Origin of the sequence: Dendrosporobacter quercicolus (assembly GCF_900104455.1) — a bacterium.
Taxonomy (GTDB): domain Bacteria; phylum Bacillota; class Negativicutes; order DSM-1736; family Dendrosporobacteraceae; genus Dendrosporobacter; species Dendrosporobacter quercicolus.
Genome location: NZ_FNHB01000001.1, coordinates 974,472 through 987,294 on the forward strand (window position 1 = coordinate 974,472; position 12,823 = coordinate 987,294).

The 12,823-nt window shown below is 47.5% G+C and carries 12 protein-coding genes and 1 riboswitch; of the genes, 3 read left to right on the forward strand and 9 right to left on the reverse strand.

Annotated elements, in window-relative coordinates; genetic code table 11:
* Positions 1 to 79: 79 nt before the first annotated feature.
* Both BLR06_RS04725 and BLR06_RS04730 read right to left on the reverse strand, forming a co-directional pair.
* Entirely contained in the window at positions 80 to 1,987 is a 1,908-nt protein-coding gene (locus tag BLR06_RS04725) for a heavy metal translocating P-type ATPase (protein WP_092068953.1), read from the reverse strand.
* Positions 1,988 to 2,291: 304 nt separating this feature from the next.
* Positions 2,292 to 2,711, reverse strand: coding sequence for a MarR family winged helix-turn-helix transcriptional regulator (locus tag BLR06_RS04730; protein ID WP_092068956.1), 420 nt, complete (start codon positions 2,709 to 2,711; stop codon positions 2,292 to 2,294).
* A 658-nt stretch (positions 2,712 to 3,369) separates the two neighbouring features.
* Between BLR06_RS04730 and BLR06_RS04735 the strand changes: the two genes are divergently transcribed.
* From BLR06_RS04735 to BLR06_RS04745, 3 genes are all read left to right on the forward strand, one after another.
* Positions 3,370 to 3,855 carry an LptA/OstA family protein gene (locus tag BLR06_RS04735; RefSeq protein WP_092068959.1) on the forward strand — a complete coding sequence of 162 codons (486 nt, stop codon included), beginning with the start codon at positions 3,370 to 3,372 and terminating at the stop codon, positions 3,853 to 3,855.
* Between the two features lie 336 nt (positions 3,856 to 4,191).
* On the forward strand, positions 4,192 to 4,851 hold the full coding sequence (locus tag BLR06_RS04740) for a splicing factor U2AF large subunit (protein ID WP_092068962.1): 660 nt from the start codon (positions 4,192 to 4,194) through the stop codon (positions 4,849 to 4,851).
* A gap of 132 nt (positions 4,852 to 4,983) precedes the next feature.
* Positions 4,984 to 5,997, forward strand: coding sequence for a zinc-dependent alcohol dehydrogenase (locus BLR06_RS04745; protein WP_092068965.1), 1,014 nt, complete (start codon positions 4,984 to 4,986; stop codon positions 5,995 to 5,997).
* Positions 5,998 to 6,053: 56 nt separating this feature from the next.
* Here the strand turns inward: BLR06_RS04745 and crcB are convergent, their stop codons facing one another.
* The 7 genes from crcB to BLR06_RS04780 all read right to left on the reverse strand — a co-directional run bounded on the left by crcB (position 6,054) and on the right by BLR06_RS04780 (position 12,823).
* The gene (gene crcB / locus BLR06_RS04750) at positions 6,054 to 6,416 is read right to left on the reverse strand and encodes a fluoride efflux transporter CrcB (RefSeq protein WP_422699817.1); all 363 of its coding nucleotides are present in this window, start codon (positions 6,414 to 6,416) and stop codon (positions 6,054 to 6,056) included.
* A 173-nt stretch (positions 6,417 to 6,589) separates the two neighbouring features.
* Positions 6,590 to 6,652: riboswitch (Fluoride riboswitch) on the reverse strand.
* A gap of 203 nt (positions 6,653 to 6,855) precedes the next feature.
* Positions 6,856 to 7,434, reverse strand: a complete 579-nt coding sequence (locus tag BLR06_RS04755) for a nitroreductase family protein (RefSeq protein ID WP_092068968.1) — start codon at positions 7,432 to 7,434, stop codon at positions 6,856 to 6,858.
* A 324-nt stretch (positions 7,435 to 7,758) separates the two neighbouring features.
* Complete coding sequence (locus BLR06_RS04760) at positions 7,759 to 8,541, reverse strand: 4'-phosphopantetheinyl transferase family protein (protein WP_173812594.1); 783 nt, start codon at positions 8,539 to 8,541, stop codon at positions 7,759 to 7,761.
* A 249-nt stretch (positions 8,542 to 8,790) separates the two neighbouring features.
* A complete protein-coding gene (locus tag BLR06_RS04765; protein WP_217636827.1) occupies positions 8,791 to 10,017 on the reverse strand; it encodes a beta-ketoacyl synthase N-terminal-like domain-containing protein in 1,227 nt (408 codons plus the stop codon).
* A complete protein-coding gene (locus tag BLR06_RS04770; protein ID WP_092068976.1) occupies positions 9,995 to 10,243 on the reverse strand; it encodes an acyl carrier protein in 249 nt (82 codons plus the stop codon). The genes BLR06_RS04765 and BLR06_RS04770 overlap by 23 nt, the downstream gene beginning before the upstream one ends.
* A gap of 198 nt (positions 10,244 to 10,441) precedes the next feature.
* Complete coding sequence (locus BLR06_RS04775; protein WP_092068979.1) at positions 10,442 to 11,761, reverse strand: 4Fe-4S dicluster domain-containing protein; 1,320 nt, start codon at positions 11,759 to 11,761, stop codon at positions 10,442 to 10,444.
* A gap of 27 nt (positions 11,762 to 11,788) precedes the next feature.
* Positions 11,789 to 12,823, reverse strand: coding sequence for an NAD-dependent epimerase/dehydratase family protein (locus tag BLR06_RS04780; RefSeq protein WP_092068982.1), 1,035 nt, complete (start codon positions 12,821 to 12,823; stop codon positions 11,789 to 11,791).

Consider the following 12,823-nt stretch of genomic DNA (forward strand, 5'->3'; position numbering starts at 1 on the left):
GCTCGGCACGCCAAAAAAGCCTGTCTCTTTATGGACAGGCTTTTCAATATCTCTTGGCCTAACTGCGGCCAAACCAGCTTTACCGTAATAAACGCAGCCCGCTGGCAATCACCAGCAAGGTACTTCCTTCATGCCCGATCACGCCAACCGGCAGGTTGACATGTTCCAGGAAGGTACCGGCTACCAGCAGGACAACAACACTCATCGCAAAAACAATATTTTGCTTGACAACCTGTTTCGTGCGGCGGCCCAGTGCAATCGCATCAGCAACCTTTTCAATATCATCGGCCATGAGTACAACATTGGCTGTTTCCAGCGCCACATCCGTTCCGGCGGCCCCCATAGCAATCCCTACCGCTGCGGTGGCTAAAGCCGGGGCATCATTAACTCCGTCGCCCACCATCGCAACCTTGCCATAGCTGGCGGTAAGCTTTTTAACAATCTCCACCTTCTGCTCAGGAAACAATCCGGCATATACCCAGTCGACGTCGGCTTGCTTGCCGATGGCCTGCGCCGTGGCGGAATTATCACCGGTCAGCATAGCCACCTCAATCCCCATACGGCGCAACGCCCGGACAGCATTGCGCGCTTGCGGCCGCAGCGTGTCCTGAATGGCCAGCAGCCCCAGCAGCTGGTTTTGAGACTGAACATATATCACTGTTTTTCCTTGCTCTTCAAGCTGCCGGGCCATCTGCCGGTGCCCAGCCGACAAGACATTGTCCTCCAGACAATCCAGACTGCCAATACGAAACTCTTCTTCATTAACCAGACCGTGAACTCCCACGCCCGGTATGGCCTGCAGTTCGGCCGCTTTAGGCAGTTCTAACCGCTTATCCTTGGCAGCCTGCACAATAGCTCTGGCAATCGGATGCTCCGATAACGTTTCCAGCGCCGCCGTAAGCCGTAACAATTCCGCCTCACTTTGCGACAGCAGCGGGATGATATCCGTGACCTTCGGTTTTCCTTCTGTCAGTGTACCGGTTTTATCAAAAGCAACAACCTTAATATCCCCGATATTTTCGAGATGAACGCCGCCTTTAAATAAAATCCCTTTGCGGGCGCCATTGGAAATCCCGGATAATATGGCCGGCATAATCGACGAAACCAAGGCGCACGGCGATGCGACCACCAGAAAAATCATTGCCCGGTACACGGTCTTATCCCAGGTCCAGCCAAATGCGTAAGGCGGTATGACCAGCAACAGCAGCGCAGCAACAATAACAACCCTGGCGTAAACACGTTCAAATCTTTCCACAAACAACTGACTGGGCGGCATTTCACTCTGCGCTTCCTGGACCAAGCGGATAATTCTGGCCAGCAGTGTTGCTTCCGCCGGCTTAGTTACTGCAATGGTTAAAGCCCCCTGCCCATTGATCGTCCCGGCAAAAACTTCATCGCCACAGGCTTTATCCACCGGAATGGATTCACCGGTAATAGAAGCTTGATCGACGGCGGAATAGCCTTGCTGAATCACCCCGTCCGCCGGAATGCGTTCTCCCGGTTTAACCAGCACCAGATCCCCGGGCTGCAATTCCTCCACCCTGATACGCGACTCGTTATTGTCACGTAAAATCAGCGCCGTTTCAGGACGCAATTTCATAATAGAACGAATATCCTGGTTGGTTTTCTCCATGGTATAGCCTTCCAGTGCGCCACTTAACGCGAAAATTAAAATTAAAATTGCTCCATCCTGCCAATAACCAATACTGGCCGCCCCAACAGCGGCAACAATCATCAGCAAATCAACATCCAGGTCGCGCTCCTGGATGAGCGTTTGCAGCCCTTCCCACGCTTTACGGTAACCGCCGATCACATAGGCGGCAATATACAGACAAATCTCCAGCGGCTCCCAGCCTTTCGTACCTGCGTACCATGCCAGTAAAACCAATACGGCGCTTACCGCCGTTGTCAGGGCTGCCCCGTGCCGTTCCCAAACCCCCTGCACCGCTCGCTCACGCTGTATGGCAGCCACAGCTTCCCCGTTCATTCCGCCACGCTCCTTTCTTCTCATTCAAACTTGTACCGTAGGTCACTTACTATCTCAAATCCAATCCAGTCAAGGTACTAGTGTCTTGACCAAGTTAAATCTTAGCTTAGCCAGCGTATCTTTTTGCGCACTGCTGCGTTGGCCGTAACGGCATAAGGGCAACATCGGTTTTTGCCTTCGCTGCGCTCGGTATAAACCGTGTTTTCTTTATCGTCAGTAGGCATACGCCCGGTATGCCTACTTCCTCCGCCTTGCATTGCAAAAAAATCTACACTGTCTAATCCTAATTCACAACTTTGCCACACTAGAATGCTTCAGCATTGATTTTTTTTAGCAGCTTTACCAGCTGCTCGCTTTCTTCCTCGCTCAGCGCCGTCATTACCTGTTCCGTTAATTTGGTATGATACTGGTGATGCTCCTCGAAAGCCTGACGGCCTTTCTCGGTCAGGGTAATAAGAAAAACCCGCCGGTCTTCTTTGACAGGCTCTCTGGTGGCGTACGCCTTTTTCTCTAACCGGTCAACCGTAACGGTAGTCGTACCTGTCGTCACCCCTGACTTCTGCGCCAGGCTTCGCATATTCATCTGCCCATATGTGCCGAGAATTTCAATTGCGTGCGCTTCGGCCACCGTTAAATCACTCGAACGGATTACCGAACTCTCCCAAGACGAGAAACCATTAAAAAAACTGAACAATTCATGTGTCAACTCATCTAGCGTCTCCATCAATGTTTCTCCTTTGCTTATTAGTATTATATTCAAATAGTTATACTAACTAATTGTTTGAATGTCAAACTAATTGTAAATGATCCCGCTCCTCTTGTCAAGCCATTGCTGCAGCTTGTTTGCCTGAGTATTACTGCCCTGCCGCAATACTCAGGCGGCGCTCTGGACAAATACGATGCCATTCCCGGATGTTAAAAGAAAGGCGGCAAGAGCCGCCAGCCTATCATCATAGGCCTGCCCCGGTTAGCGGCAGATCAAAAAGCTCGCCATTACTGCAAAATTCAGTAATGGCGAGCTTTACGAATACATTTAGGGAGATAGCAAATGTTGACCAGAAGGCACTATTCCCTCACGCTTTCCCTGTGCCTCTGATAAACAGTCGATATCTCTGCCACTTCTGCTGATAAAAACCCCGAACCTGGCGTCCAAAAACTCCAGGTTACGGAAATTTTTTTCGCAAAAGCCGGCTTGAAATAAATTACAAAATATTGACATGGTAAGAAAATGCAAGTATTATTAGTACTGTCAGAACTTAAACAGTACTATAAGTATGAATAAAGCGGTGATTTTTGTGTAATCGAAATCATAATGGCAACAATTGAACAATCCCTAAGACTCGCCGGGCTATACCACCCTATCCATCTGGAGGTCAAACAATATGTACCGTAACGTGTTATTACTCTTTATTGTATTTTTCTATCTTCTAACCTGCTCAGCAGCTCCAGCCGCTGCTGCCAAGCCGGTCATCACCGCCGACACCACCCATTATGATACAGCGAGCGGACTCTATCTGCTAAAAGGCAATGTACGTATTGAAGTCGGCAACCGCGTGATAACGGCCGGCCAGGCCAAAGTCAGCCTCAGTTCGCTGGAGGTCTGGGCTACCGGCGGCATCACCCTTACCCAGGATAACATTCAGCTAACCGCCGGCAGCGTTTACGTCTACGGCGCCCGGAAGCAAGCGGCGCTTGGCGGCGGCGTGACATTATCGCAGCCCCACATCACCATTACCGCCGATACGGCGGACTTCAACTGGCGCACCAAAATTGGAACATTTACCGGCAATGTGCAGGTCACTCAAGGCAGTAACACATGGCCGGCGCCTTCTGTAACCTACAATATTAAAACCGGTACGCTGCAATAGCCCTGTCCACCTCTGCTGACAATAATTTCGCTAAGAGGCGTAACAGTCCGGATCCTAACAACACAAAGGAGCTGTCGTAATATGCCATGGCTTGACGGGCTAACCCCGTTGTGGTTCGCAGGCGCAGTATTTATCATCTACAGCAACCGCAATTTGTTTTTCCCAAATTTCATTTCAGCTTATTGCATCTTAATTGATAATAAGATATCTTCATAAGTCAATAAAAAAGCCGCCTGGCTGACGAATGGGTTTGCTTTTACCAAACGGCAAAGTTTGATTGTAACAGCGGTAATTCCCGGCATTTAGAATTTTGTTAGATTATAGGGAGGCAAAACGATGAATCACTTAACAAAAAAATTTATTATTTATTCCATGATCGGTATCCTGCAAATAGGGTTTGGAGCAGCCGTAATCGAAGCATCGCCAAGGGATCAACGTTATCAGGAGCGGGAGCATGGCCGCGACTTTGAGCGGGCCTGGCGGGAACGGGAGCGGAAGTACGATGAGCAGGTACGTAAAGAAATTGAACGCTACCAACAGGAAATGCGGCGGCATAACGAAAGCAAATGGCAAGAGCGCGAAAGAGAACGCCATTACCAAAAACTGCGTGATATTTGGGAATGGCGTCAACGGGAGCATCAGCGCGCGCATAATGAGCGGCTGCGTAAAGAAAATGAGCTCCACGAACGGGAAATGCGGCAGCGTCAGCATGAAAGCAGAAGAGAATGGCAGGAGCGGCAAAGATGGGAGCGGAATCGTCATGAGCGGGAAGTTCGTGAGATTCAGGAACAGCGTCAACGGGAAAAACAGCGGGAGCGGGAGCATGATGCGCGGCTGCGTAAAGAGAATGAACGCCACAAACGGGAAATGCAGCGGCGTCAGCATGAAAGTGAAAGAGAATGGCGGGAGCGGCAAGAACGCGAACAGGCGCGGCATGGCCGTGAAGTACGTGAGATTGCAGCGTTCCTGATTGGAACTGCAATTGGCTCCAGGTAATTAAATGAATAGCCGGCTAATGAGGAGATTTAACAGTTCGACGCCGGGGCCGGTTACTAGACCTACTGGTTAGAACTACCGTAAACAGGCCAAAATACTCTTACCAGTCTATAGCGAAATGGAGTTGAGTAAATGAAAGCTTTAATTTACAAAGGTCCAAAAAAGGTGGAATTACAGGAAAGGCCGACGCCGGTTTGCGGTCCTGATGATGTATTGGTGCGCAATGTCCGGGCTGGAATTTGCGGGTCAGATGTTACTGCCTATCTGTATGACGGAAAATATGTGGGGATTTTACCGGATTTGGAATTTGGGCACGAAATGGTTGGCTATGTCTATGAAGTTGGTAAAAACGTAACTTGTGTGGAAAAAGGAACCAGGGTATTTGTTAATCCGATGACTTGTACTCCCGATCCAAGTGCTTCTGACCGGGCCGGGGCCTTTTCGCAATTTGTGTTGGTTCAGTATGCCAGGCTTAACGATAATATTTATCCTTTGCCTGATGCACTGTCTTTTGATGATGCGGTTCTAATTGAGCCTTTTTCAGTAGGAACCCACGGCAAAAATATCCCTCAGACGAAACCGGAAAATCATGTGGTGATTTATGGCGCCGGTACCATCGGCCTCTGTGCGCTAAGTGGCTTGATTGCCCAGGGAAATAAAAAAGTAGCCGTTTTGGATATGGATGATAGGCGTTTGCAAACTGTAAGGGAACTAGGCGGAATAGGGTTTAATCCGAAGTCAGGAGATGTGCGCAATTTTTTAATTGGACAATTCGGGGAAATAACAAAATCGCATGGGTCTTCGGCGATTAACATTGATGTGGCGATTGACTGCGCCGGCGCGCCGAATATTCCGGAGGATTTCCTGAATTACGCCAAACTAGGGGCCAAATTATCTTGTGTAGCTTTGCATAAAAAGAGTCTTTTAATCAATTTCATGCAAATTATGAGTAGTGAAGCTGTCATCATGGGGTCACGGGGCTATACCTCCGAGGACATTTTGGAAGTCATCAACAATTTGACCAGCAAAAAAGTAAATATCACCAAAATCATTACCCACAGGTTTAAACTCACTGACGCCGCCAAAGCCTTTGAAATCGCCTCCAACCAAAGTCTTGCAATTAAAGTCGTTTTGGATTTGGAATAAACACCTCTGAAATTGTGATAGTTTAGTAAAAAAATACTTTCGCTGCTTGCTGGCTGTTAAAATAATCTGGCGAACCCGCTGCCCAGCCATGTAGCCGAAAAGCCAACCAGAACATTAAGCCCGACATTATAAACAGCACGCAGCATATTTGCTTCCTGCAGCAAATGGATTGTTTCATAGCTAAATGATGAGAAGGTGGTCATCCCGCCTACAAAGCCCACGATAAAACCCAGCCGCCAGCAGGGGCTGATATTTAACCGCTCCGCAGCAAACGCCATAAAGGCGCCAATAATAAAACAACCAGCAATATTGACAATCAGCGTACCATAAGGAAATTCTGCGCCAAACCGCGCTGCAGCCCAGGCAGACACCAGGTACCGGGCCACTGAACCAATGGCTCCCCCAATTGCTACCAACATGATTTCCAACAACTTTTCCACCTCACCTTCCAGCCATTGCTTTACATTGTTTCGGAACTTGCTTCGAAACAGATCGCTTTCCCTCCAGAAATCCGTAATCGTAGGCATAACCTGCGAATTAAACACTGCTACGCCGGAAGCGCCTGCTAAAACAAAACAGACTCCTACCACGCTAAGTGGTAGGAGTCATTACCGTTTGCACGGGGTTTAAGGCGAACTCCATCGCCGCTATTTATCTATGGCTTTATTATACCAGTCCCCTCAATTCAACGTCAATAAAAACCTGCTGTACAGAAATTTCTTCCGCCGGAATTGACACCAAGGCTACCGGAAGGCTCTATGGGGCAGCAGAGACTTAGCGCAGGGACAAAAAAACTGGAAGACTTCTTTTAAGAAGCTTCCGAATTTAAAATTTCAGCTTTTTTACCGCAAATCGCTATTAGAAGCCAATCCACGTAATCTTGCTTTGTACATCTTCTCTTGTGACAAGGGGAGCTTCAGCCGGATAGCCAATCGGAATAATTGCGGCAATTTTTTGGGTATTCCTAAGACCTAGAACTTCTCTGGTTATTGAAGAATGGCATGTTTCCCCGCCGATCCACACTGTCCCAAGTCCTTCCTCCCAGGCTGCCAGAAGAAGATTCTGTACAGCAGCGCAAGCCGCCATCAAAGATTTTTCGGTCTTCTCGGCATTCCCTTCGAACAATTCATAGGTTATGATGATGTGTATTGGCGCGCCGCCAAAGTTCTCGGCATATTTCAGCATTGCCGCCTTCTGATCGTCAGGAATATAGGCAGCCTTTGGTATGTAGTCCCGGGCAAAATCGGAAAACACCTTGCATACTTTGACAACTGCTTCTCCCCTGGCAACAAAGAAATTCCAGGCCTGCTCATTCCCGTTGGACGGCGCCCAATTGGCAGCTTCCAATACCTTGAGAAGCTTATCCTTCGGTACCTCGTCCGCTTTGTACTTTCTTATGCTGCGTCTGTTTTTAATTCCGTCAAGCACTGCACCCATAACAATCCCCTTTCTTCGCAAAATTTTGTTTCAGAGAGTGAACTACATTTATTATAACATGTCAACCAGTTTCCAGCTTCAGACTCTTTACGAAGTTTCATCAGTTCGATTTCCCCCGGAACAAAGGGGACAAAAGGAAGGGACAGGGGGGGACGTTCCTTTTTTGTCACCTTTGTGAATACTGTCCACGCTTTTAAATATTGTGCAACTCGGCCGCAGTCCCGCTTCGGCTGATGCGAACGGTCCGCTAAGATGTTGACAGAAAAGGAACGTCCCCAATTGTCCGAAAAGGAACGTCCCCCAATTGTCCGCGGGGGCGTCATTTTAGAACATTTTATATAAACCGCTCTTCAGTCGGTTCATATCTAAATTTATTTCAGCTTTTTTCGGGTAGGTCATTGAGTAAATATACTCTCCTGCCATAAAGGTAATCGAATAATATTGAAAAAAATTTGTAAAATCGCTAACAAAATAGCCGTTATGTACTTCAATATTTTTTATTTCTAAAATGCTTAAAGGAATGGTTAGCCCGGTTCTAAGCACCTTGGAAAGAGATTCCTTGATTGTCCAAATCATCAGCAGAAAGCTTTCATAAGAACAATTGACGCTATCGGCAAGCTCCTTTTCATGTTGTGTCAGCTCTGCTTCAACGCCTGAAAATGTATTACGGCTAATCTTTTCAATATCAACGCCAAGAATAAGCATCTCATGAAAAGCGGCCGCTACTGCACTGTCTTCACAGTGAGACAAGCTTACCTGGGTGTTGCCGCCGGTCTCACAAACTACCAGCGGTTGATTAAAAACGCCGTTTTTAATCTGAATTTTTTTAAAATTGGTTTGACCAGTCAATGCAGAAACAGCTTTTTTAGCAGAGTATCTTCCTAAAAGAAAACTTTTGATCCTCAGTTTATACTGAAGAGTTTCAAAATACCGGTTTTCCTCTTCATGAAGAAACTGTCTAACGCTTGTCATTTGATCAAAATCAATAATTTTTAAAAAGTTCAGGCAGACTTTATACTCCCTCTGCGCAAATTTTACTGAAAACCATTCTGTATAGGTATTGCATCCATCTGAAATGTCAGCTTTTCCAATCCATTTTGTATTCATAACCAACCCCGGCATAACAAATTTTGTACTAATACTGCGCCAATCTGAAACTGCAAGATAATGGCGAAGCAATTTTTTGTAAGACAAGGCGGAGGACTGAGGCCTACCGGACGTATGCCGATTGACGACAACGCAGTATTGCAGTATTACGGAAAATCGTCCGTCAGTAGCTGCAGAGTTCAGGGTTGGTGCAGTACTCTAGCATCCCTGAACGAAATAATCCCTCCGCAAAAAAGGAAGGATTACCAGCTAATACTTCGTCAAACACAACGCCGTATTCATCCCGCCAAAGCCAAAACTTAGGGTTAGGGCATTTTTAAAATCACAAAAAACAGCTTGATTACGCACCCAGTTTAATGAAGAATTGATAGGCTTGTCTAAATTTCGCGTTGGATGAAGTCTGGCCCCCTTCATTTGCAGCAAAGTCGCAACGACTTCTACAATGCCGGCAGAGCTTAAGCCATGACCGACAATCGATTTTGTTGCATTAATGAATGCATGGTCAAGCTTGCAATCAATAATTGCTGAAAGTTCAATCTCATCGCCAATGTTCGAGCCTGACCCGTGAGGATTGATATAGTCGATTTCCTGTGGTGATAAATGCGCCTGACTTAATGCTCTATTGATGACTTTGACCTCCCCGTCATATGATGAGTTGGGATTTCTATTTCCATCCATGACCATGGCCCAGCCTAAAACAGCAGAGTAAGGCTTAACGTTTCGCTCAACAGCAAAACTTTCCCGTTCAATTACAACTGCACCACAACACTCACCGTAAATAAAGCCATCCCGGTTTTGATCAAAAGGGCGGCACGCTTGTTCAGGTTCAGCGGCGTATCTGTCGCTCCCCATAGCGCCTAAAGATCTTAACGCCTGACATTCCCAGTAGGAAATATCCATAACCGCACCTAAGGCAATACAAACATCAACCTGACCGCTTAGAACGGCTTGAATTGCCTGAATAACCGCCACTTGCCCGCTGGCCGATGCTCCGCCTACGGTATACGCCATGCCCTGAATTCTAAATTGCTCGGTGCAAATTCCACATAAATCACTATCCATAAAAGACATTCCATAGGTTGGCGGAATAAAGCTGACACGGTCTTTGTAAGACTCATGAATTTGATTCATTTCTCTTTGTTGAATGTTGGATCCGCCAATCACTAAGCCTATTCGTTCAGAATCTACAGCAGCCAGATTGGCTTCCTCCCAGGCTTCATTCAGAGTAACCAAAGCTACCTGGCTCCCAAAAGAGGCTTTTCTTAAAAGTCGTTGAGAAAACCGCTCCGGGTAAGTCAGCGACGAAATCTCAGCGCCCAGGAAAGCCGGACTGCTTTGCCGGCCAGGTCGCTGCAGAAAGCCGAAAGCGTGCTCACCCTCCATGAGCGCGGCAGTAAAGTCGGTTTTGCCTTGTCCAACAGCCGTGGTAATTCCTAAGCCCGTAATCACCAAATCAGACGGTTTGTACTTTTTCATAGAACACATCAACCAATTCACCGATATTATTTGCGCCAAACAACGCGACACGTGGAATAGACAGTGATAATGCTTCCATTGTCATGCCAATAATTTCAGCCCGGTCAACAGAATTGGCGCCAAGCTCCATTAATCGGTCAGTTAAAGAGAATCGATGTTCTTCCAATTCAGGAATCACTTCCCGGGTATGGCGTACAACTAAGTCAAAAATATTTTCTTTTGTCACAGCAAATCGCTCCTCTGCCATTAGTTTCAAATTTTTCCTTGACTCTTTACATTTCCAGGATTTTTATGCTCTTATCTTAACTTAATGCTCTAGCTCAGTCAACCTCAATTTTACAATTTTGTTTTATTTTGTAAAAATACAGACAGCAGTCGTCTGCTGTCATTAGCGGCGGCATCCAGTTCATCACGGCTGAACCATTTACAGCTTTAACACCCACTCGAGACCTTGTTTCTTCACCAAGTCGGTGAGAACGCCTAAAAACCGCGAGCGCAGCGTATCACTCATGAGCGCCTTTTTGACCACAGGCAGCTGCAAAAAACCGCCCACCAGCCCCCTCATGACGGTATGGCTAAGCGATTGCGGGTTGTCAAAAAGCTGATACTGGAGCGTCCCCTTTTCCAGACAGGCCAGGATATTCCGTTCAAAGGTGGTTGCCGGGTAAATGACTTGCTGCTTTCTCTTCTTCAGGTATAAGGCTTGGCAATGGCATTTCAGCGAGCAGAGCCCGCAGCCCAGGCAGATAGAGCGGTCAACCTTGGCCAGCAGGCGCTTCGCGGCCCTATCTCCGGCGGCTGGGCCGGCCGGTTCCAAAACAATGGCCTGGATCGGGCAGGCCTGGGCACATTTCCCGCAGCCAATGCAGGTTTGGGCATTGACCTCGGCGATAAAATTTGAAGTCATTAAAGCATTGGTATAACCAAACTGGTTAATCGCCCGGACGATGCCGCAGCAACACGAACAGCAGCAACATAAAACCTTAGCATTATGGCTGTTTTCCGCTGAAAAAAACGCGCCTAAGTCTTTGCAACGCTCCAGATTGTCCAGTATTTCCTCCCGCTTCACTTCCTTAGCCATGCCATGGCTGATTAACCATTCCGCCATGAAATCAAAGCTGACGCAGGTTTCTAACGGAAGATCGCAGGATTTGAAATTGGCGTGATGGGCTTCATGACGGCAGGCGCATATGCCAATGGCAAATTTTTTATGGCTGTCCACGATCGCCTCGGCCTTCTCATAAGGCAGAATTTCCACCACATCCTCGGTCGCCACCGTTCCGGTGTGGGGCACCACTCTGAAACTGACCATTTTCTGACCGTCGTTTAAGTTGGCCTTATAAAAAACATCGCTTCCGATCCAATAGGCATGGAACAACTCGGCCCAATGCCTGCTGTCCAGACTCCCCCTCGTCCTCATCATGGTGTACTCAAAAAATCCCTCCAGTAAGGGAGAAGGAAAGTAGTGATATTCACCGGCGTGGTACAGATCCACGACCAGCCCCTTTTCGGCCAGACCTGCCAGTATATCCGCCAGTTGCTCCTTCGGATAGCCTGTTACGGCGGCAATTCTTGCCAGATCGGCGACGCCGTACGGCATTTTGACCACCACATCGGCTTCCGTCGCGGTGTACAGCTCCGTCAAAACCTTGTACAACGCCTCATTCCATGGCGCTCTAACGTTTAGTTTGTCGATTTTATCTCCCAGGTGACGGTAGACATCTTTCACCGCTATATGTCCCATGATGCGTACTCCCTTCTCTCTCCACCATCAGATAAAATGATGTTCTTTATACCACTGAACCGTCCGTTTAATGCCTTCTTCCAAACTATATTCATTTTTGAAGCCCAGTACTGTTTCCGCCTTGGCAACCGAATACTCATTATTATCATATAGCATGTTCACCGCATCCCTGGTTAATAAAGGCGGCTTTTTGCTGTTAAAAAGGAGAGCAGGCATTTCCAGCAACAAGGCTAGCGGGTAGACCATATATTTAGGAATGTTTTTGGGTTTTTTAAAGCCCGCTTCCTGACAAAACAGGCCAAAGACCCGGTCCATATACTCAGTTTGACTGTTGCCGATGATGAAACAATTCACCCCCGGCAGTTTTTTGTAATGCGCAAGTAAATAAGCCCTGGCCAGGTCCCGGCTGTAAACTACGTGAAACTTATTGCGTTTGGATCCCGGAAAAAAGGCGGCTCCCGCTTTTACCGCCTGTAAGTACATATAAAAGGGAACTCCGCCCCTTTCTCCATAAACCCATACAGGTTCAATCACGGTTAAATTCAGTCCATGAATTTCGGCGAATTCGATGGCCTTTTGTTTTTCGAGCGCCTTTGTATCACGGTAAAAATTGATTCTTGCGGGAAAAAACCGGTCGGCAAAATAGGGATAGTGTGAGTTCAGGGGTGATTGCTCGTTCTTGACAGTTTTGCTGTCTTCTTCGCCGTAAACCGACGTGGAAGAGGTAATAATAATATCTTTGATCCCTTTTTCCAGGCAAGCGCCAAGAAGATTGAGCGTCCCTCCTACGTTGCTCTCCATAAACTTGCTATAATCGCCCCAGTTATTGGCAAAGGCCGCGACATGAACCACGCTGTCAAAGCCCTCCAAAGCGGCGGCAAGCGTTTCCTGGCGCGTAAGGTCGCCATATTTAAGTTCTGCCGGCAAACCGGCAATATTGCGCAGATTGCTGTCTTTCCGGACTAAGCAGCCAACCTGTAAACCGGCTTGACAAAACGCCTCCGCAACGCTGCTGCCGATAAACCCTGTGGCGCCGGTTATGAATACCTTATGATTACTCAT